Source organism: Pseudomonas gregormendelii, assembly GCF_017114825.1.
In the GTDB taxonomy this organism is placed as follows: domain Bacteria; phylum Pseudomonadota; class Gammaproteobacteria; order Pseudomonadales; family Pseudomonadaceae; genus Aquipseudomonas; species Aquipseudomonas gregormendelii.
In genome coordinates, this window is the sequence record NZ_JADEVO010000013.1 from 36,605 (window position 1) to 56,995 (window position 20,391).

The following is a 20,391-nucleotide window of genomic DNA, read 5'->3' on the forward strand; positions in this document are numbered from 1 at the left end:
ATCAATGCTTCCGCGGGGCCAGATAGCCCAGCCAGCGGCGCTCGGCCATTTTGAACAGGCGCACCAGGATGAACGTCAGGCACAGGTAGAACACGCCGGCGGTGATGTACGCCTCGAACGGCAGGTAATACTGGGCGTTCACGGTACGCGCGGCACCGGTGATGTCGATCAGGGTCACGATGGAGGCCAGGCTGGTGGTCTGCAGCATCATGATCACTTCGTTGCTGTACTGCGGCAACGCCCGGCGCAAGGCCGACGGCAGCAGGATGCGCTTGTACATCTTGTAGCGCGACATGCCCATGGCCTTGGCCGCTTCGATCTCGCCGTTCGGCGTGGCGCGCAGGCTGCCGGCGATGATTTCTGCGGTGTAGGCGCTGGTGTTGATCGCAAACGCCAGGCACGCACAGAAGGTGGCACTGGACAGCCACGGCCACAGGAAGCTTTCGCGTACGGCCTCGAACTGCGCCAGGCCGTAGTAGATCAGGAACAGTTGCACCAGCATCGGCGTGCCGCGGATCACGTAGGTGTAGAGCCAGGCGCTCATGTTCACCACCGCGTTCTTCGAGACGCGCATCAGGCCCAGGGGCAGCGCACACAGCAGGCCGAAAAACAGCGACAGGCCAAGCAGTTTCAGGGTGGTCAGCAGGCCGCCGAGGTACAGCGGCAAGGCCTCCCAGATGACGTTGTAGTCGAAGATCATAGATCAGCCGCCCTTACGCCTACCGAGTAGCGCTTCTCAAGTTGACGCAGTATCAGCAACGAGACGCTGGTGATCACCAGGTACATTGCCGCCACTGCGAGGAAGAAGGTGAAAGGCTCGCGGGTGGCATCTGCCGCCTGCTTGGCCTTGAACATCATGTCTTGCAGACCCACCACCGAAATCAGCGCGGTGGCCTTGGTCAGTACCAGCCAGTTGTTGGTGAACCCCGGAATCGCCAGGCGAATCATCTGCGGGACCAACACCCGGAAGAACACCTGAAAACTGCTCATGCCGTACGCCATGCCCGCCTCTGCCTGACCCTTGGGGATCGCCATGAAGGCGCCACGGAAGGTTTCCGACAGGTACGCACCGAAGATGAAGCCCAGGGTGCCGATACCGGCCGCCAACGGGTTCAGGTCGATGTAGTCGTCATAACCGAGCATCGGTGCCACGCGGTTGAGCAGGTCCTGGCCGCCGTAGAAAATCAGCAGGATCAGTACCAGGTCGGGAATACCGCGGATCACCGTGGAATACAGATCGCCCAGCCACGCAAGCCAGCGCACCGGCGACAGACGCAATGCAACGCCGATCAGCCCCAGAACGATGGCCAGGGCCATGGAAGACAAGGCGAGCTGAAGCGTCAGCCATGCGCCATCGAGGATGACAGCCCCGTAGCCTTTCAACATGATTCAGGTCCTCGAAAGTTGGGATGAAAAAATGGCGCAAACCTCAGAGATCCTGTTGCTTGCGCCATTTCGGACTTGTCGCCGGGACGTTGTTACTTGCCGTAGATATCGAAGGCGAAGTATTTGTCCTGGATTTGCTTGTACTTGCCATTGTCGCGGATGGCCGTGATCGCGGCGTTGATCTTGTCTTTCAACGCGTCACCCTTGCGCACTGCGATACCGACGCCGTCACCGAAGTATTTAACGTCAGTGAAAGCCGGGCCCACGAACGCAAAACCTTTGCCGGCGTCGGTTTTCAGGAAACCGTCGTCCAGCAGGGTGGCGTCAGCCACGGTACCGTCGAGACGGCCAGCGGCCACGTCGAGGTAGATTTCGTTCTGCGAACCGTACGGCTTGATCTCGGCACCCAGCGGGGCCAGCACTTCACGGGCGAAACGCTCGTGGATCGAACCACGTTGCACGCCGATGTTCTTGCCCTTGAGCTCGGTCAGGCCGTCGCTGACCTGAGTGCCGGCCTTCATGACCAGGCGCGCAGGGGTGTTGTAGTACTTGTTGGTGAAGTCCACGGACTTCTTGCGGTCTTCGGTGATCGACATGGACGACAGGATCGCGTCGATCTTGCGCACCTTGAGTGCCGGGATCAGGCCGTCGAACTCTTGCTCGACCCACACGCATTTGACCTTCATCTCTTCGCACAGGGCGTTGCCGATGTCGTAGTCAAAACCGACGATGCTGCCATCCGGCGACTTGGAGGCGAACGGAGGATAAGCCGCTTCGATACCGATCTTCACCGGCTTTTCGTCAGCGAAGGTAGGCAGCGACAGCACGGACAGTGCCAGGGCGCCAAGCAGCACGAGTTTCTTCATCTTGGTACTCCATCGGTATAGGGCTAAAAGGCAGAGTGAGCGACAGCCCAACATGCGAGTGAGTAAAACCGGAAAGCGATTGCTGCGTCCTACGTAACACGCGTTGTTTTCAACGCACGCAACGACGAGCGAGTGATCGGCATTCTAACGACAGGCCCGAAGCCGATATTTCTTCAATGCGACAACAAATTACAGAAGCACCGAGAATGCCGTTTTGGCACGTTGACAGCCCTGCAATTTCATGCAAGAGCAAAAGAAAGTTAACCGATCTATGCTGCAAATTGCGGGCCTATTATTGGCAAAGCCTTCTAATCCGGCAAGCGTAGCGTGGGGACTTATTTTTTAGACAGGCTGCAGACGCCCAAGGATGGGGCTTTGCGTTTCCCTATGCCCCGGATCGGGGCGGGCGGTTACACATTTAGTTACTTGAACGATAGCCGGTAACAGTGGGAAAAGGATGACAGGGGATGCCGATAATTATTGGCTGATGTTCGTTTAGCGTCTGACTGATCGCCATCGCTAGCAGGCTAGCTCCCACAGGGGGACATGCGCTGGACTCAGATTTTGAATCCACTGGAGATCCTTGTGGTAGCTAGCCTGCTAGCGATGAGGCCCGAACAGCCCCCACAAAAACCCCAGACAAAAAAAACCCATCCGGCACAACACCGGATGGGGTTTTACTGACTCAGAGAAGGCGGTTAAGCCACATTCATCGTCTTGTGCGTATCAATCAAATGCTGCACCACACCCGGATCCGCCAGGGTCGAAATATCCCCCAACCCATCGTACTCAGCGGTCGCAATCTTGCGCAGAATCCGCCGCATGATCTTGCCCGAACGCGTCTTCGGCAGCCCCGGCGCCCACTGGATCACATCCGGTGAAGCAATCGGCCCGATCTCTTTACGCACCCAGTTCTTCAGCTCCAGGCGCAGCTGCTCGCTCGGCTCTTCACCGCCGATCAGGGTCACATACACATAAATGCCCTGGCCCTTGATGTCGTGCGGCACACCCACCACGGCCGCCTCGGCGACTTTAGGGTGAGCAACCATCGCGCTCTCGATCTCGGCGGTACCCATGCGGTGGCCGGACACGTTCAGCACGTCATCCACGCGACCGGTAATCCAGTAGTAACCATCCTCGTCACGACGGGCACCGTCACCGGTGAAGTACATGCCACGGAAGGTCTTGAAGTAGGTGTCGACAAAACGGTCATGGTCGCCATACAGCGTGCGCGCCTGGCCTGGCCACGAATCCAGAATCACCAGGTTGCCCTCAACGGCGCCTTCCAGAATATTACCCAGGTTGTCCACCAGTGCCGGCACCACGCCGAAGAACGGACGAGCTGCCGAACCAGGCTTCAAGCCATGCGCACCCGGCAGCGGGCTCATCATGTTGCCGCCGGTTTCGGTCTGCCACCAGGTGTCGACGATCGGGCAGCGCGACTGGCCGACCTTCTTGTAGTACCAATCCCAGGCTTCCGGGTTGATCGGCTCACCCACCGAACCCAGCAGGCGCAGGCTGCTGCCGTCAGCGCCTTCAACTGCCGCGTTACCCGCCGCCATCATTGCGCGGATCGCCGTTGGCGCGGTGTAGAGGATGTTGACCTTGTGCTTGTCGACGATCTTCGCCACCCGGGTGATGTCCGGGTAGTTCGGCACGCCTTCGAACAGCACGGTAGTCGCGCCATTGGCCAGCGGGCCATAGACGATATAAGTGTGGCCGGTGACCCAGCCGACGTCAGCGGTGCACCAGTAGATTTCACCCGGGCGGTAGTCGAACACGCGCTCGTGGGTCATGGCCGCATACAGCAGGTAACCGCCAGTGGTGTGCTGCACGCCTTTAGGCTTGCCGGTGGAACCGGAGGTGTAGAGGATGAACAGCGCTTCTTCAGCGCCCATCTCTTTCGGCGCGCAGACGCTGCCCGCCACTTTCATCAGGTCTTCGTACCAGATGTCGCGATGCTGGTTCCACTTGATGTTGCCACCGGTGCGCTTGCACACGATGACCTTCTGAATGCTGCTGGTCTCCGGGTTGGTCAGGGCGTCATCGACGTTGGACTTGAGCGGGATCTTCTTGCCGGCACGAATGCCTTCGTCAGCGGTGATCACCACCTTGGATTTGCAGTCGATGATCCGACCCGCCAGGGCTTCCGGCGAAAAACCACCGAACACCACCGAGTGAATTGCGCCGATCCGGGTGCACGCCAGCATGGCGACCACGGCTTCGGGAATCATCGGCATATAGATAGTCACCACGTCGCCGCGATGCACATCCTGGCCGCGCAAGGCGTTGGCGAACTTGCAGACTTCTTCGTGCAATTCACGGTAGGTGATGTTGCGGCTTTCGGCAGGGTCATCGCCTTCCCAGATGATCGCGATCTGATCGCCGCGCTCGGCCAGGTGGCGGTCCAGGCAGTTGTAGGAAACGTTCAGGGTGCCATCGGCGAACCACTTGATGTCGACGTGGTGATCGTCGAAGGAAGTCTGCTTCACCGTGGTGAAAGGCTTGATCCAGTCGAGGCGCTTGGCTTGCTCGCGCCAGAAGCCGTCCGGGTTGACGACCGACTGCTGGTACATGGCTTTGTAGGTTGCCTCGTCGGTCAGCGTGTTGGCCGCTACCTCGGGACGAACGGGATACAGGGAAGCCGCACTCATCTTTCTTACCTCGGTGGAATAGTTGTTTTTGTATGGCCCTGTTGTAGCCCGGGGCGGCCCTATAGAACCATTCGACGATGGTAGTAACAAGCCCCTACAAATTGCCCTGACAATCCCTTTCCCCCGCTCCGCCGGGTATCTACGCCCACTGTAGGAGCTGCCGAAGGCTGCGATCTTTTGATCTTGAAAGGTCGCCAGGATCAAAAGATCGCAGCCTTCGGCAGCTCCTACAGGGATCGCATACACCAGACCATTGCGTGATTGTTACGAAATCTGTCAAAAGTGTTTATCAAAACCCCACCTATATGAATCCACCCCCCACGCCTAAAATCCCTCTCGCCAACAAGGCAACCCTGATTAACCAAGTTGCAGCCCCCACGAAGGCAGTTAATCAAAACCCCGGCAATCAAGTTCCACACGCAACCCCCTAAAGGTTGCGTGACCCCACTCGACCTCTAAAAGGTAAAACTGAGATGAAAGCTTTATTAGTTCTGGCCCTCTCCAGCCTGTGCGCAACCGCCATGGCAGACGAGGTCCCGACTGATGTCGCACAGCAACAACCGGTAGTTGAGGAATACACTTACTCCACCCATCTGGACATCGCCAAAGTCGTGTCCATGAGCGAAATCCCCAACGTCTGTGAAGTGGTGCCGATGAAAATGGAATACGACGATTCCCACGGCCAACGACACATCCTGCGCTACAGCATCATGGGTAACGGCTGCTCCAACGGCTAAACACCCGCCCGACTCTTTATAAACGGCTCGACCCGTCTCAATCAGACAGATGCAGCGCCGAGCCTAATACATCGATTTATTAGATTATTTTAAGCGCTTATTTGCACTTTTTAATCAAATTATCTGGCGTAGTATTGATTCCACACCCAAGGCACAAAACGCCAACGAACCTGGAGCAACCACCATGAAAACCCAACTGATCCTCGCCCTGACCCTCTCCGTCCTGGCCGCCAACACCTTCGCCGCCGATGGTTACGATCGCACCGGCTCGGCAGCTTTCACCACCGAAGCCGCAGTCGCCTCCGACGGCTACGACCACACCGGTTCCGCGTCCTTCGCCGCTGATGGTGCCGATCACGTCGGTGCTGGCAAACTGGCTTCCGACGGTTTTGATCGCACCGGCGCCGCCAAAGTCGCCGCAGACGGTTCCGATCACGTCGGCGCAGCGCGCTTCAGCTGATCACATCGCGTGACTTTACAGCCCGACTTCGGCCGGGCTTAGTTGTGTCTGGGGCCATCGAAAACCCGCTCAAAACACAACATGTAGTAAAAAAGCGCTTTTTTGGCTGTTTTTTGTACAAATCAAACGGCCCGGAAAAATTAATCAAAAAAAATCTTCACCCGCGATATCCAGCCAAAGCCCTGTAAACCCTCGCTCCGACCGAAAATCCCCTCTTCTTCACCGCCGCATGTGCGGATTCGCCCCACCACGGCCGCAAAAATTTCCCTATAATGCCGGCTTAAACGGGCCTGCAATATCCCCTTACAGGGATGACAGCCAGTCTGAAGCCCACGCCGAAGTCGTCATCGATTCCGGCGCCCGTCAGAGGCTCTCGGAACCCCGTACAAAATTATGTTTATTTGCCTGCGTGTACCGCTGCAAAAAACGCTATCCAACGCGGCCAGAACGGTCGTGTGAAAAACCAACCTTTCAGTTTTCACACGGGCATCTGGCCCTCACGCAGGAGACGACACGTCATGCTGAGCTGGGACGAATTCGACAAAGAAGACAGCGGCGAGACCGTGGTTAAAGGCGCCAACGCCGGCCACGCGACTGAAGCCAACATGGACCGCCTCGACACCGCCGGTGGTGTTGCGGCTCAAGAAGCTCGCGCTGTAACCGCGTCCGACTCCGCCGCCATCGCTCGCGCCAAGGCTGCCCTGGACAACCTCGACGTCGCCGAAGGCCTGGCCGAACTCGAAGGCGCCTCTGCCCGCGTCGCCGTTGACGAAAAGCGCATGATCAACTGCCGCGCCGACCTCAACCAGCTCGTACCTTTCAAGTACGACTGGGCCTGGCAGAAGTACCTGGACGGTTGCGCAAACCACTGGATGCCGCAAGAAGTCAACATGACCGCCGACATCGCCCTCTGGAAAGACCCGGAAGGCCTGACCGACGACGAGCGCCGCATCGTGATGCGCAACCTGGGCTTCTTCTCCACCGCCGACTCCCTGGTTGCCAACAACCTGGTGCTGGCCGTGTACCGCCTGATCACCAACCCGGAATGCCGCCAGTACATCCTGCGCCAGGCGTTCGAAGAGGCGATCCACACCCACGCCTACCAGTACTGCATCGAATCGCTGGCCATGGATGAAGGCGAGATCTTCAACATGTACCACGAGATCCCATCAGTCGCGAAAAAAGCCACATGGGGCCTCAAATACACCCGTTCGATCTCCGATCCAAAGTTCGAAACCGGCACCGTCGAAACCGACAAAGAGCTGCTGCGCAACCTGATCGCCTACTACTGCGTTCTGGAAGGCATCTTCTTCTACTGCGGCTTCACCCAGATCCTCTCCATGGGCCGTCGCAACAAGATGACCGGCGTCGCCGAGCAGTTCCAGTACATCCTGCGCGACGAATCCATGCACCTGAACTTCGGCATCGACGTGATCAACCAGATCAAAATCGAAAACCCGCACTTGTGGGATGCCGAGATGAAGGAAGAGGCTTCGCAGATGATTCTGCAGGGCACTCAGCTGGAAATCGAATACGCCCGTGACACCATGCCTCGCGGCGTGTTGGGCATGAACGCGGCGATGATGGAGGACTACCTCAAGTTCATCGCAAACCGTCGCCTGTCGCAGATCGGTTTGAAGGAAGAGTACCCAGGGACGACTAACCCGTTCCCTTGGATGAGCGAGATCATGGACTTGAAGAAAGAGAAGAATTTCTTTGAGACTCGGGTTATTGAGTATCAGACTGGTGGGGCGTTGAGCTGGGATTGATTTCTTGGCTAGTCCCGATTGAACGATGGTTATTTAATCGTTAAATCGAACGAAAAAAGCCCTGACTTGATCGGGGCTTTTTTATTTGTGCAGAATCTTACGCCGCAACGGAAACCTCCTACAAATCTCTCAGCCTCTTCCGCATTGATACCTATTGAAAACATCCATATGCTTTGCCCAGGTGCCTAAGAAACGCCCAACATAGAAGCGCAGCCAATACGTCAGACACGCAATTCACTTTGGTGATTGTGGTGCAGATGTGCAATGGCTCTGCTCGTTGGGATTTTCTTCCACTCTACGTTGGGTTTGGCCCGCCTGAATTCACGTAGAGGTCATGGATATGCCGGAATACACCTTCTTCCCATCTTGCAATGGGGGCTCAGATAATGACTGATCCCTATTCTGTAACTGTCTTCTCTCGCCGCAGCCTCTCACTCCACACCCTCCTCCTGGAAAACCAGCCGTGGTTCTGCGCTCGCGATTTGGGTCGTTTAATGGGCTTCCATTTGAGTGATCGGATCGTGAGCAAACTGGATGAGGATCAGAGGCAAAGGTTGCTGATCGAATACTACGGCCAGCCGGAGGAACGGCTGATGATCAGTGAGTCCGGCGCGTATGCGTTGTTGGTTTATCACTACGCGCCCGAGAATCGGTTGTTGCGTGAATGGTTAACTCATCAGGTGGTGCCGGCGCTGCGTGATGCAGGGGGGGCGAAAAACCTGGACCGGCCAACAATGAGCTTGATGAAAGGGCCTGGAATGTCGCTCAGTCTCCTGCATTGGCAGGACGAAAGCTGGATTCGATTGCGCGACATGCCTTATCTGCTGCTCAATCGCACGCGGCGGCGGATACCGGTGGTTAAGCCGTTGTGGCGGAGGGTTGTAGAGGTGTTTCAGTCTTAGAAACAATCGGTGGGTTATTGCGGTGGCGTCGTTGTAGGACAGATTGAGCGACGCGTAGGTATTCTCTGTAGGAATTTTCGTAGACAGCCGTGATGGCCACTCAGTATCGTCCGAGGGTTTTCAACCCTCGGCGATTGTATGGACATTGGAAAGAAGAACGAAGATTGGAGCGAGGCCGAGATAAAGGCATCAGTCGGTGCCTATCTGACGATGCTTACACTTGAGCAGAAAGGGCAAAAATTCAATAAAGCTCTAGAGAATCGCTTGCTTCGTCAGGGTGCATTGGCAGATCGCACCGAAGGTTCCGTCGAGTTCCGGATGCGCAACATCTCCACCGTCTTGCAACGAATGGGACGCGATTGGATAGTGGGATACAAACCTGCGACGAATGTAGGCGCCAATGTCGAACAGGGCATTCGCGAAGCACTTGTCACTGACGTCTTTGAACCGTCTGCCGACGAAGACACTCTTGAGCGTCGTGCCATAGCCCTTGAGCAGAAGACGTTCGAGAAGGCACCAAAAGGTATCTTGAAACCCAAGCAAACTGTGTCCAGCAGAGCCGCTTACATTCGTGACCCGGAGGTCAGGGCTTGGGTTCGGCAGAAAGCTAAAGGTATCTGTGAGGGCTGCGGAAAGCCTGCTCCGTTTGAGAAAGACGGAACGCCGTTTCTAGAAGTCCATCACGTTAAGCATTTGGCGCAGAAAGGTTCGGATCGGACGAGCAATGCCGTCGCACTTTGCCCGAATTGCCATCGACGCTGTCATCATTCGAACGACAGGGAAGCTTTTACCTTGGCGCTTTACACGAGGCTGAAACGACTGGTGCGGGAATGATCGCGAACTGACAGGTATTGACAGATGGGTTAGCTAGGTTTAGCAGGCCATTCGTTATCAATGTGACTCTGCATACAAAGTTTCATTGATAACGACATAGGCAGACTCTGCTAGAGCTAGTCAGCGTTCTCCAGGCAATCATTATATGCCTCCATGATTACGCAGATACCCAGCAGCATTGGTGTGCTCTGATGTTCATCAGGGTCACCCAAAACTTTAAAGCCAAGCCGGCTGTAGAATTTTACAGCACCAGGGGCTGCATCCAGATACAAGCCTTTAATGGGTATCTGCATATGCAGTCGTGCGGTTTCCATCAAAGCGTTTCGCATCAGGGCGAGGCCTACCCCACACTTCTGAAGCTTCTTATCTACGCCAAGCATGACGAGCCGTACGACGGGAATCTGTTTCGTTAGATTCGTCGCCTTGGAAAGCCCAGCCTTCGCCTTCTCCCGCGTGATTTCACTGACGGTTAGAGTGCAAAATCCCAAGAGATCGTGGCCTACAATTGCGCCGATGCCTTTAACGTTTTCGCTTTTCAAGGCCCGACGCAGCCGACCATTGAAATATTCATTGATTAGCGGTAGCCCGCAGTCGAAGTCTTTAGGGAAGTTGTACTGCTCAAAAGTTGCTAGCAAATTGCAGTCGATTTCACACGTTACGGTCTCTGAAGTTCCCATGAGTCCCTCTCATCAGATTTATCAAAGCCTTGGTAGGCTTGGCGCTTTTGTCCTCATTGAGTACTTCTTGTAGTCGAGCGAAGGTTTTTTCCGAAACCTCAATCCTTCTGTGGTTTTCAAGTACCGCTTCAGCACGTTCAAAAGCGGAAGACATTATGAAAGACGTCATGTCTAAGCCAGATAGCAGTGCTGCTTTTCGGATAGTTTCTTTCGCGATATCCGTGGTCTTGATTTCAAGCCTTGCAGTTTTTGGCGCTTTAAGTAGTTCTAGTAATTCAGTCATGAGAATGCCTTTTGTGTAGTCAGTGGTTTTCCCTTTTAGGTGGTTATCCTAGAGGCGCTTGCGCACCTTTACCGTTTTAAGCTTCATGGTAAGTCCCTTAGTGGTTCAGTTTTAGGTTCAGTAGGCGGGACATATCTAGCCTTACGGTACGGACCATAGCCGTACAACGCTCACCATGTCAAGGAGCATCCGTACATCACCCGTACGCTCCAACCATATCGAGCAGCAACGCTCGCAACTGCTTGGCCTCTTTGGAGCCGGTAGTGATTGCTCGGTCACCCCGCTACTCCAAAACCTCAACATAACTCGACTCCCCACCGCCACTTGCCCCAGACAACCACCCCCAAACAAACGCCAGCGTAGTCCGCCCCGCCTCATCAACGCCCACCGTTCCACGGGACCAACCGGCCAGGATTTCGCCCTCGGTGGTGATGCAGTGATAAAGCAACTCGATGGTATCGACACCGGTCACGCGGCCAACTTGGTGGCCCAAGCGAATTCGGCCGCCTTGGTAGGTGCTTGAAATGGCATCGCCCTCAACCAGGTAATGGAACACCGTGCCAGTGCCGGAGAGTCCGTGGGTGTTGCCGGCTACGGTGAAGCGGCGGTTGTTCAGGCGTTGATTGATTTGAGGAAGAGGCATTAGCATGGAGATCGAGTCCTTTAGGTCAGTGTGTTCATTCCGTTCGGGATGATCGTAAACGATTCTGTGGGGACGGCTGAAGCGGCCATTCACACAAGGTCTGCGAAAAACCGGAGGGCGGTTCGCGAGCCCGCTCCCACAGGGATTCGGGCGGGGATTTTACGAACCTCATTGGCTGCGCTCGAATCCAATAATGACGTGTCAGAGGTCACCCGGCAGAAGTTCTACGTCAAACACATCTACACGCATGCCGATTACGACGTTGCCAACGTCTGGTATGCAAGAAACAAAGGGGTAAAACGATGAGCGCAGCCCGGAACGACTTTCAAACCGTGATCGCAACGCTTGGCGAGCTGCACGCGACGCTGGAGCGCCTGCGTGGTGAATTTGTGCACGGCATCAAGACCCCCGCTGACTATGAGCGTGCGACCGACCTGCTCGATGAGCTCACCGACGGGCGCGAATTGAGCAAGGTCGAGGAGAAAATCCTCATTGAGCTCGAAGACGAAATTCTGGCCTACCAGCGCGACTCCGACCAGTTTCGCGAATCGAATGCCGCTTTTGAGGCGACGTGCACCCCGGTGCAGCTGAGCAAAGATCTGATGGAGACGCTCGGGCTCACCGGTTCGGACCTGCCTGAAATTGGTGATAAAACGGCAGTGTCCAAGGTGCTCAGTGGGGATCGGCCCATCAGTCACAAGATGGCGTACGCGTTGGCAGAGCGGTTTGCGATGGAACCGGGTGCTTTCGTGTCGACAGCCCCGGGAAAGGCGTTGCCTGCCGAAACCGCTCGCCCCACGGTCAAAAAAACCCCAAATTACAACCGCATTCGCAATGACGGCCGGATCGTACGACCAGGGAAAGAGGCCGACGCCGGCGAATACAAAATGGTTGCTGCCAAGGGCCGCAGACAGACAGATAAAGCGCCGGTTAAGAGGTAGGTTTATTCACTGCCGCTTTCGCGCAAGCCCTCCCGCACAGGGGGCTGCCACAGGGTTGGCAATATCAGTGCCCAGTGCCGGATCGTCGGACAGCCACCAAAGAAACACGTGGGTATCCAGCAACAAGCGCCTCATAGGCTGCCCTCAAATCCATCAATGATGTCCTCAGGGGTCTTATCGAAATCGGCAGACATTCGAATTTTCCCCTTCAACCGCCCAGGCTTACGCGCCCGAGGTGTATCGATATGAGGCAGCAGATCCACATAAGGCTTGCCTGCCTTGGTAACCACAATCTTGTCGCCATGCCATGCACGTTCGGCGAGTTGAGATAGTTGGGATTTCGCTTCGTGCATGTTTACTTGCACAAGTTCACTCATATGCACCTCAATAGCATTAGGTAATGGCAGCCCAAGTCGATGCTTCTCCAAAGGCAAGGCGTCGAGCAGACCGTCTGTCAAAAATGGCGTCTCAAGGTTCTGACTACGACGTTGCCCTGAGTAGGCTACTCAGTGAACTGATCAAGCAAGCGTCGTGAACTATCACGCGCAAACCAGTTACCCAGTGGCGTTCTTAAGCTTTTCGCGAGCTAGCTCGCTCCTACAATGGAACCGAGCCCGCCATGAATACCCTCGCCTCCTGCCCATGCAGCAATCATCTGCGGTCTGAATGCCCTACCAGACCCCGAACAGGACGGCGCAAGCGTTTATGAACGCGTCTGCCCAGACTTCCGAATACGGACATTTCTTGTATCTGATCAGGTCGTGAAATAAGCGGCCGTTTGATGAACTATCAAGCTCTCATGTGATTGCCCAACGGCTTGCGCCATGCACCTTTTTTGGTACACTCAACATATGAATGGAATCCCCCTCGTATTATCCGTGCGCTTTTTTCGCACAGAGGCCGGTAACGAGCCTGTTCGAGAATGGCTAGCTGACCTTGATAGGGACTCCAGACGAATCGTCGGCACGGATATCAAAACGGTTCAAATAGGTTGGCCTATAGGAATGCCGGTTGTTCGTAAGCTTGATGCCGGGCCGGGCTTTGGGAGGTACGTTCGGAGCTGTCAGACACTATAGCTCGTGTCATATTCACCGTCGTAGGCAGCGAAATGGTTCTGCTTCATGGGTTCATCAAAAAAAGTCAGAAAATGCCGGCCGCCGATATGAATACCGCGAGACTTCGTAAAGCAAGATTATGAGGAGCAACAACACCATGACCGATCCTATCGGCTCCAATTTTGACGATTTCCTCGCAGAACAAGGGATGCTCGAAGAGGTCTCCGCCGCTGCCCTCAAGCGCGTCATCGCCTGGCAGATTGCCCAAGCGATGGCCTCTCAGAAAGTCAGCAAAAAGACGCTGGCCCTGCGAATGCACACCAGTCGTACCGCTGTGGATCGTGCGCTGGATCAGAATGATGCTGGGATGACGCTCGCGACTTTGGCGAGCGCCGCACGTGCGCTGGGTCACCGGGTTGAAGTCAGATTGGTTCCGGAAAACAGTTGAATGCGGCGGTCGACAATGAGTCGGCCGAAAAGTCAGCCTTGCTGAATCTGTCTTTCCAACACCCGAACCTCCTGCTTCACCTCTCTGCGCAGGGCAGAGACATACATCTGCGAGGGCGTACGGGGTGGCATGTGAGAAGGTTCGGCACAGGCTAGGGGCCGCTCTCCAGCCATTTGCATTGATCTATCAATCCAATCAGCGAAGCCGATAAGAACCTATTCCGCCGACCACGCGCTCACCCAAAGCGTGTAAAGCGAGCATGACGTCATTCAGATCACGACCGGTCAACTCCGCGAGCTGTTCGCCACTTTTTGACAATCCCCCTTTGAGGTGACTCAAAATCTGATTTTCGAGCCTTGTGTAATCGTCAAGACGTTCCGCCAGATCCTCCTGTCCTTGATATTTTACGAGCAACTCCTTGGCATTTTGACAATCCGCAGCCTGCCGCTCCAGCTCAAGCTTCAACCTTTCATTTTCATCAACTAATCGTTGGTTGAGAGCCTTTTCGTCTTTCCTGTTCAGTCGGAACACCAGGCTCAAAATGATCGAGACCGCCGCCAGCACCAGGAAAAGCACCCATAACGGAACATCACGGGACAGTAGTGCGAGCACTCCTGATGCACCGTCAGGCACGAAGTAAGCAGTGATTGTTAAGATGGATGACACCAGGGATATGGTGTTGAAGTAAAGCCAGCCGTGCTTCATTGCGATGAATCCTCCTTGAGACGCGTTGCCGAATTGGCCGTTGCATTGTTTCCTCTGCGAACGACAATCGCAATCTGTTGGAGGAATCTGCCGGGCAGTGCGTGCCAACCAACGAACATCGTCCAGCACGGTCAGCAGGATGACACCCGGTAGGTTTCCCGGCCCTCAGGGCCTGATTGTGCTCAATCAAAAGGTTCGCGGCTTAAGGTAAATGCTTGCGCTCAAGACTGTCACCAAAGGCTCGAATCACCTCCAGTAGCGCCTTCACCCGCAGTGGCAAGTTCCCGGCCGGGTATACCGCGTGCATCTGCGGGTTGTCACCGTTGCTGGAGGTGAGCCGGTACTCGGGGCAGACCCGGCGCAGGCGCCCCGCTTGCACTTCGGGCTCCGCCAGCCAGTCCGCTAGGCGGGCGATGCCGATGCCCGCCAGGGCGGCCTGGAACACCGCAACGCCCGAACTGAAACGAAACCGTGGATGAACCCGAACGCTGATGGCCTGCTGCTCACTGCGAAAATTCCATTCCTTGAGGATGCGCGGCGCCGTGTGCAGGATCAGCGCGTGGGCCTCCAGCCCGTCAATGGTCTCAGGCGTCCCGCGCCGCTGCAGGTAGCGGGGGCTGGCGTACAGATGACGCGAGTAACGCCAGAGTGGATAGCCGATCAGGTCACTGGATTGCGCAAACGCGCCGCGAATCGAGAAGTCCAGCTTGCTCCTGGCCGGGTCGAGGGTCTCATCGGTAAAGATCACGTCGACGTTCACGTCCGGGTAACGCTCGGCGTACTGCGCGATCAATTGCGGCAAAACGCCGTGGCCGAGGAACTCCGGGGCGGAAAAACGCACCCAGCCGCTCGCCATGCCGCTGAGACCGGCCAGGTCTTCATCCGCCTCACGTTGCACATCCAGCATTTTGCAGGCATGGGGCAGCAAGCGTTCACCCGCCTCGGTCAGGCTTACGGCGCTGGAGGAGCGATTAAACAACTTGGCCCCGGCACCTTCCTCCAGGCCTTGAACGGCGCGGGTCACCGCACTGGGGGAGCGCCCCAGCACGCGTGCCGCCGCGATGAAGCTGCGCTTGCGCGCTACGGTCACGAAGGCTTCGAGCGCCCACAGCTGATCCAGAGCCATTGATCACCTCATTGCAGTTATCGCAACGTGGCATTGCAACACAAAAAAGGCCGGTCCGTTAACCTTCGCTTTCACTTACAGGGATGTAGGCAAACAGGAGCAAACGGACATGACAAAGATGGAAAAAATAATCGGGGCATCAACCACCTCTTTGGGGGAACAGATTCGTGACTGGCGGCCCAGTCACTCAGCGAGTTCAACCCGACAGGCGATACCGCAGATTCATATCTCGTTCCAGGAGCAGCAAGCGCTTCGCGCCGGCCTGGCCTCCCTGGCCGTGACCGACAGCCTCTCCGGTATCCGTCACATGCCAGCCTTGGGGCAGTTGCTTGAGAGCGTCCTTTGCAGTGAAAAAATCGAGCGCTTGCGTAACTTTCCCAAGGCCCCCGAGGAGGCAATGATCGTCAGGGGGCTGCCCCTGGACTCACACCTGCCCGCCACCCCTTACGACATGGCGCCGGGTATCGAGCAACTGCCGCTAGTGGCCGGCGCGATCCTGGCGGTGCTGCAGACCCTGCAAACCCATCCGGTGGCCTACGAAGGTGAAAACGACGACACGGTGTTCCGCCACGTGTCGCCCAAGCGACAGTGTGAAGCCGAAAAGAGCTCTTACGGGTCGCGCATGGACCTGTGCATGCACGTCGACAACCCGCACCTGCCCTTGACCTGCGAACCGGTCTCAGCGTTGTCGGCCTGTCCGGAGTACCTGTGCCTGACCGGTCTGCGCTGCGAGCTGGATGTGCCGACCCGCATCGTTGCCATTAGCGAGGTGCTGGCGATGTTACCCGCCTGGGTTGAAACAGCCTTGTCACAACCGCAGTTCGACATTCGCCGACCGGTGTCCTTCGGCAAGCCAGGCAATGTGCTGGAACAGGTGCCCCTGCTGTACAAAAGCGCAACCGGCGAGCTGTTTTGCCGTTACAACAAAGCCAGTGTCACCGCCACCGGCGCCATCGCGAACCTGGCCCTGCAGCTGTTCGAAGCCGCCGCCAATCACCCCGATGTCGTACGCCCCGTCCTGCTGCAAGCGGGGGACATGCTGATCTTCAAGAACCAGCAAACCCTGCATGCCAGGGAAGGTTTTACCCCACGCTACGACGGACGCGACCGCTGGCTGCTGCGCGTTTTCGGGGTCAACGACCCGGCCCGTGTGCTGGCGCTGAACCCCCAACAACCCTTCATCGCAAGAGCCTGATGTTAATGGTCGATATTGTCGTTCTTTGTGTGTTCGCCTTCGCCGCCGGCCTGATTGATGCGGCGGTGGGCGGCGGCGGTCTGATCCAGATTCCCGCGTTGTTCAACGTGCTGCCTGCCGCCCCACCGGCAGCGCTGCTGGGGACCAACAAGGTCGCGGCCGCGTTCGGGACCGCGTTCGCGGCCAGGTCCTTCGTGCGCAAGGTGGTGATCAACTGGGGTCTGGTGATTCCAGCCGCCTGCGCGGCCTTTGTCATGGCCTTCTTCGGCGCGGCCACGGTATCGTTCGTGCCCCAGTCGGTGATGCGCCCGATGGTGCTGGTATTGATCGTGGTGATGGCGATATACACCTTCTGCAAAAAGGATTTCGGCGCCCTGCACGCCCCCGCGCACATCGGTGTCCGGCAGAAGTGGCTGGCGGTCGTCATCGGCGGTGCCATCGGTTTCTACGACGGGCTGTTCGGCCCCGGCACCGGTTCCTTTCTGATCTTCCTGTTTATCCGCTGCTTCGCCTTCGATTTCCTGCACGCCTCGGCGTCGGCCAAGCTGGTGAACATCGCGACCAACGTGGCGGCGCTGATGTTCTTCATCCCGACAGGTAACGTGCTGTACCTGATCGCCCTCCCCATGGCGGCCTTCAACATCCTGGGCGCGTTGACCGGCACCTGGCTGGCGGTGCGTAAAGGCGTGCCTTTTGTCCGGGCGCTGTTTCTGGTGTTGCTGGTGATGCTGATCAGCAAACTGTCCTACGACCTGTTGCTGAAAATCTGAGGAAAGCCCATGCAGAACATGTTTGATCGCCTGGTGGCGCTACTCGATGCCCACGCCGCCACCTATCGGGTGTTGATGCACGATGCCGAGGGGCAGTCGGCGCGGGTCGCCGAACTGCGTGGCACCGAACCCGGCCAAGGCGCCAAAGCCATGCTCTGCGCGCTAAAGGGTCAGGCCGAACCCTATGCCTTGGTGATACTGCCAGGGGATCAGAGGCTCGATATGAAGAAAGTCGGCGCGGCCCTGGGCGGAAAAAAAGCCGAGCTGGTCAACGCGCAAACGGCCATGCAACTGACCGGGTGCAGGATCGGCGCCATCCCTCCGTTTACCTTCGATGAGCGGATTCAGTTGATCGTCGACCCGTCCCTGACCACGGGCTACGGCGAAATCGCCTTCAACGCCGGTCGGCTGGATGCATCAATGGTGCTCGATACGCAGGATTACCTGTCGATTGCCAAACCCCGGTTGGTGGATATCCGCCAGGGTTGAACACCGGTGGGCAGGGTTGCGACGAAAGCCGAGAACGCCGCAAGGTGTCAGGTGTTATGCGTTATCGTTAGCAACCATTGCGAGCAAGCTCGCCTGCAAGGACCTGAGCCCACCATGAAATTCGACCTCGCCTACTGCCTCAGCCTCGACACCAAGCTGTCGATCTATGACGTGCGCGATTTGAATTTCGACGAGACGATGGCGTTCGATTCCGCCAAGGAACACTTCCAGTGCCCGAACGACGCTTGCCAGGCGGCATTTGATGCGGCGAATGTGTTGACGACGTTCAACGCCAAAAACGTGAACTACGTTCGCACCCCGCATTTCAAGAACACACCCGGCACCCGCCATGTCGCAGATTGCCCTTACGTCAGTCTCAAGTCGGCGGCGCCAGGGGTAGACGGGGTGGAAGGAGATGACAGTCGGGAGGAACATTTCCCATCCGAGCTGTTACTCACTCGGCGGCAGTACGTGCGTAAACCGCCGAGCCCGGCGTTGGCTCCGGATGCAGTGCGCGACGCTGCGAAAGCACCTTCGGCCGCTGACCATGGCGAACACCCAACCAACGATTCGGCACCGGACAAGACCACGGTCTTCGCGCACCCGGTGGAGTGTTTTGTCTCTAACTTCGGCGACAAGGAACTGCTCAAGCGCACACCGCTCAAGATTGGCGAGCACACCGCGCCTTATGGCTCGTTCTTCAAGAAGGTCGAATACCTGCAGGACAATCAGGGCTTGATCTACTGGGGCAAGATCAAGGAGATCAAGGATTACACCCAGAGCTTTCGCATCGATTTCGAACAGAAGGTCTGGTTCAAGCAAGCGGACGAGGCGAAGAAGAAGCCCTATTCGGTCAACGTTTACCTGAGCAAGAAATTGATCGAGAACTACCGCAAGCGCAAAGTATTTCTGCAAGAGATCACGCACGCGATCGACAGCGATAAAGAGCTGTTTTGTTTTTTCTACGGGGTGACGCCGGAATTGAAGCAGGTACCGAGCAAGAAAAACCCCGAGCAGACGTTCGGGGTTTTCACTGCGAACATCGAGAACCTGGACCACTTCATTATTCGGGAAGCGCCGGGGCTGGCTGAGAAGTAATCAGTCTTGTCGAAGCTGGCGCTCCGCAGGGGCGATCGGGAAGCAATAATCTTTGCGGGTTCTGTTGCTTCTCGGGGTGTCCGCCGTTCGTCTGGCCGAATGAGCCGAAAGTGTAAAAAACGAAAAATGAATTTGATCCGGGCGCAAAACAACTGTACAAAAACACAGTAGATCAAAAACAGCACTCTCGAGCCCGGAGAACACCATGGCCTCTCAAGCGATCAAAATCACCCTGGAACGCATCGCCCTTTTCCAATTCACCCCCGCCCACTGCGCCCAGGCCCGGGCCATGCTGGATTGGAGTATCGAAGAGTTGTCCCGGGAGTCCGGGGTGTCGGTGGAGGCCATTCAACGATTCGAGAATCAGCAGCCGGTGCTGGATGTCACGCGGCTGGCGTTGGCCTATCGGTTTGAGTCGGAAGGGTTGGCGTTCTTCCCGGGTTTTGCTCCGGGTCGGGGAATGAATGTGCGCGGGTCGACGCCCAATCCTGTGGGTCGGGCGGATTATGCGATGGTTGAGTGAGCGATCAGCATTGACGAATATCCCAATATAGGTATATTTTTATATGAGCACAAGGAAGTCGCTCCTGTGGGTAGGCATTAGCAAAAAAGACCTGATGCAGATGCCTGCCGATGTTCAAGATGTTTTCGGTCACGCACTGGATCTGGCACAGAGAGGTGCCAAACATCCGGATGCTAAACCCCTTAAGGGCTTTGTAGGCGCAGGTGTTCTTGAGGTGATCGAGGATTACCATACAAACACCTATCGTTCGGTCTACACGGTGAGATTTGGCAATGCCATCTACGTTCTGCACTGCTTTCAAAAAAAGTCATCTTCGGGAATTAAAACGGCGCAGAGCGACGTCGAATTAATCAGAACGAGACTCCAGGCGGCGCAGGCTCACGCAAAAGGATCGAAGAATGATTGAAATTGAAAAAAGCAGCGGCAACGTTTACGAAGACCTCGGGACACCCGAAGCCAGTGAAATGCAGGTCAAATCCCAGTTGGCGGCGAAGATTGGCGAGATCATCAAGGCCCGGCATTTGACCCAAATTCAAGCGGCCGAAATTCTAGGCCTGACACAGCCTAAGCTTTCGGAAATGCTGCGAGGAAAGTTTCGTGGCATCAGCGAGTCCAAGATGATGGACTGCCTGTTATTACTCGGGCGAGATGTGCAGATCGTTATCAAGTCAGCCCCCAATTCAAGGAAAGAGGGCCGAATTGAAGTGGTATTCGCCTGAAGACTACACACTCACCAACCGTGCGATGACGGAGGGCCGGTGACAGAACTCACTGACTCGCCAACCTGCCGAGACTGTTCAGAACTGCAATCATCACCGTTCCTCAAATCA

At 56.4% G+C, this 20,391-nt stretch carries 24 protein-coding genes and 1 pseudogene; 15 read left to right on the top strand and 10 right to left on the bottom strand.

Going from position 1 to position 20,391, the window contains the following annotated elements; genetic code table 11:
* Position 1: 1 nt before the first annotated feature.
* From IMW75_RS11280 to acs, 4 genes are all read right to left on the bottom strand, one after another.
* Positions 2-700 (bottom strand): ABC transporter permease, encoded by a 699-nt coding sequence (locus tag IMW75_RS11280; protein WP_045057455.1) that lies wholly within the window; start codon positions 698-700, stop codon positions 2-4.
* A complete protein-coding gene (locus tag IMW75_RS11285) occupies positions 697-1,386 on the bottom strand; it encodes an ABC transporter permease (RefSeq protein WP_045057456.1) in 690 nt (229 codons plus the stop codon). The genes IMW75_RS11280 and IMW75_RS11285 overlap by 4 nt, the downstream gene beginning before the upstream one ends.
* A gap of 92 nt (positions 1,387-1,478) precedes the next feature.
* Positions 1,479-2,252 carry an ABC transporter substrate-binding protein gene (locus IMW75_RS11290; protein ID WP_045057457.1) on the bottom strand — a complete coding sequence of 258 codons (774 nt, stop codon included), beginning with the start codon at positions 2,250-2,252 and terminating at the stop codon, positions 1,479-1,481.
* 698 nt (positions 2,253-2,950) lie between these two features.
* Positions 2,951-4,906, bottom strand: coding sequence for an acetate--CoA ligase (acs, locus tag IMW75_RS11295; RefSeq protein WP_205892650.1), 1,956 nt, complete (start codon positions 4,904-4,906; stop codon positions 2,951-2,953).
* 473 nt (positions 4,907-5,379) lie between these two features.
* On the opposite strand from acs, the gene IMW75_RS11300 reads away from it, so the two are divergent.
* The 5 genes from IMW75_RS11300 to IMW75_RS11320 all read left to right on the top strand — a co-directional run bounded on the left by IMW75_RS11300 (position 5,380) and on the right by IMW75_RS11320 (position 9,608).
* Positions 5,380-5,643, top strand: coding sequence for a DUF2790 domain-containing protein (locus IMW75_RS11300; protein ID WP_045057831.1), 264 nt, complete (start codon positions 5,380-5,382; stop codon positions 5,641-5,643).
* A 184-nt stretch (positions 5,644-5,827) separates the two neighbouring features.
* Positions 5,828-6,103 (top strand): hypothetical protein, encoded by a 276-nt coding sequence (locus tag IMW75_RS11305; RefSeq protein WP_045057830.1) that lies wholly within the window; start codon positions 5,828-5,830, stop codon positions 6,101-6,103.
* A gap of 518 nt (positions 6,104-6,621) precedes the next feature.
* A complete protein-coding gene (locus tag IMW75_RS11310; RefSeq protein WP_045057829.1) occupies positions 6,622-7,872 on the top strand; it encodes a ribonucleotide-diphosphate reductase subunit beta in 1,251 nt (416 codons plus the stop codon).
* Positions 7,873-8,258: 386 nt separating this feature from the next.
* Positions 8,259-8,774 carry a BRO-N domain-containing protein gene (locus tag IMW75_RS11315; protein WP_045057833.1) on the top strand — a complete coding sequence of 172 codons (516 nt, stop codon included), beginning with the start codon at positions 8,259-8,261 and terminating at the stop codon, positions 8,772-8,774.
* A 138-nt stretch (positions 8,775-8,912) separates the two neighbouring features.
* Positions 8,913-9,608: an HNH endonuclease gene (locus IMW75_RS11320; protein WP_205892651.1), complete on the top strand. Its 696-nt coding sequence runs from the start codon at positions 8,913-8,915 to the stop codon at positions 9,606-9,608.
* Positions 9,609-9,724: 116 nt separating this feature from the next.
* On the opposite strand, the gene IMW75_RS11325 is transcribed toward IMW75_RS11320, so the two are convergent.
* The 3 genes from IMW75_RS11325 to IMW75_RS11335 form a co-directional block, all read right to left on the bottom strand.
* Entirely contained in the window at positions 9,725-10,285 is a 561-nt protein-coding gene (locus tag IMW75_RS11325; protein ID WP_205892652.1) for a GNAT family N-acetyltransferase, read from the bottom strand.
* Complete coding sequence (locus tag IMW75_RS11330) at positions 10,257-10,568, bottom strand: type II toxin-antitoxin system TacA family antitoxin (protein WP_045057826.1); 312 nt, start codon at positions 10,566-10,568, stop codon at positions 10,257-10,259. Before IMW75_RS11330 ends, IMW75_RS11325 begins: the two co-directional genes overlap by 29 nt.
* A gap of 283 nt (positions 10,569-10,851) precedes the next feature.
* Positions 10,852-11,217, bottom strand: coding sequence for an avidin-fold protein (locus IMW75_RS11335; RefSeq protein ID WP_205892653.1), 366 nt, complete (start codon positions 11,215-11,217; stop codon positions 10,852-10,854).
* Positions 11,218-11,513: 296 nt separating this feature from the next.
* On the opposite strand from IMW75_RS11335, the gene IMW75_RS11340 reads away from it, so the two are divergent.
* On the top strand, positions 11,514-12,152 hold the full coding sequence (locus IMW75_RS11340; RefSeq protein WP_205892654.1) for a helix-turn-helix domain-containing protein: 639 nt from the start codon (positions 11,514-11,516) through the stop codon (positions 12,150-12,152).
* Between the two features lie 131 nt (positions 12,153-12,283).
* Here IMW75_RS11340 and IMW75_RS11345 read toward each other — a convergent pair whose 3' ends face one another.
* Positions 12,284-12,610 (bottom strand): type II toxin-antitoxin system Phd/YefM family antitoxin, encoded by a 327-nt coding sequence (locus IMW75_RS11345; protein WP_237142268.1) that lies wholly within the window; start codon positions 12,608-12,610, stop codon positions 12,284-12,286.
* Between the two features lie 393 nt (positions 12,611-13,003).
* On the opposite strand from IMW75_RS11345, the pseudogene IMW75_RS11350 reads away from it, so the two are divergent.
* Both IMW75_RS11350 and IMW75_RS11355 read left to right on the top strand, forming a co-directional pair.
* Positions 13,004-13,350: pseudogene (locus IMW75_RS11350) on the top strand (type II toxin-antitoxin system RelE/ParE family toxin).
* 14 nt (positions 13,351-13,364) lie between these two features.
* The gene (locus IMW75_RS11355) at positions 13,365-13,655 is read left to right on the top strand and encodes an XRE family transcriptional regulator (protein ID WP_045060752.1); all 291 of its coding nucleotides are present in this window, start codon (positions 13,365-13,367) and stop codon (positions 13,653-13,655) included.
* A 195-nt stretch (positions 13,656-13,850) separates the two neighbouring features.
* Here IMW75_RS11355 and IMW75_RS11360 read toward each other — a convergent pair whose 3' ends face one another.
* Together IMW75_RS11360 and IMW75_RS11365 are read right to left on the bottom strand one after the other, a co-directional pair.
* Entirely contained in the window at positions 13,851-14,360 is a 510-nt protein-coding gene (locus tag IMW75_RS11360; protein ID WP_205892655.1) for a hypothetical protein, read from the bottom strand.
* Between the two features lie 202 nt (positions 14,361-14,562).
* Positions 14,563-15,486, bottom strand: coding sequence for a LysR family transcriptional regulator (locus tag IMW75_RS11365; protein WP_205892656.1), 924 nt, complete (start codon positions 15,484-15,486; stop codon positions 14,563-14,565).
* A 109-nt stretch (positions 15,487-15,595) separates the two neighbouring features.
* Between IMW75_RS11365 and IMW75_RS11370 the strand changes: the two genes are divergently transcribed.
* The 7 genes from IMW75_RS11370 (at position 15,596) to IMW75_RS11400 (ending at position 20,280) form a co-directional block, all read left to right on the top strand.
* On the top strand, positions 15,596-16,681 hold the full coding sequence (locus IMW75_RS11370) for a TauD/TfdA family dioxygenase (RefSeq protein WP_205892657.1): 1,086 nt from the start codon (positions 15,596-15,598) through the stop codon (positions 16,679-16,681).
* Between the two features lie 5 nt (positions 16,682-16,686).
* Entirely contained in the window at positions 16,687-17,451 is a 765-nt protein-coding gene (locus tag IMW75_RS11375) for a sulfite exporter TauE/SafE family protein (RefSeq protein ID WP_045060748.1), read from the top strand.
* Between the two features lie 9 nt (positions 17,452-17,460).
* Positions 17,461-17,940, top strand: coding sequence for a YbaK/prolyl-tRNA synthetase associated domain-containing protein (locus tag IMW75_RS11380; RefSeq protein WP_082069214.1), 480 nt, complete (start codon positions 17,461-17,463; stop codon positions 17,938-17,940).
* Between the two features lie 114 nt (positions 17,941-18,054).
* A complete protein-coding gene (locus IMW75_RS11385; protein WP_205892658.1) occupies positions 18,055-19,038 on the top strand; it encodes a hypothetical protein in 984 nt (327 codons plus the stop codon).
* A gap of 205 nt (positions 19,039-19,243) precedes the next feature.
* Positions 19,244-19,561 carry a helix-turn-helix domain-containing protein gene (locus tag IMW75_RS11390; RefSeq protein WP_045060746.1) on the top strand — a complete coding sequence of 106 codons (318 nt, stop codon included), beginning with the start codon at positions 19,244-19,246 and terminating at the stop codon, positions 19,559-19,561.
* A 43-nt stretch (positions 19,562-19,604) separates the two neighbouring features.
* The gene (locus tag IMW75_RS11395; protein ID WP_272873840.1) at positions 19,605-19,967 is read left to right on the top strand and encodes a type II toxin-antitoxin system RelE/ParE family toxin; all 363 of its coding nucleotides are present in this window, start codon (positions 19,605-19,607) and stop codon (positions 19,965-19,967) included.
* Entirely contained in the window at positions 19,960-20,280 is a 321-nt protein-coding gene (locus IMW75_RS11400) for a helix-turn-helix domain-containing protein (RefSeq protein ID WP_045060744.1), read from the top strand. The genes IMW75_RS11395 and IMW75_RS11400 overlap by 8 nt, the downstream gene beginning before the upstream one ends.
* The last annotated feature ends 111 nt before the right edge of the window (positions 20,281-20,391 follow it).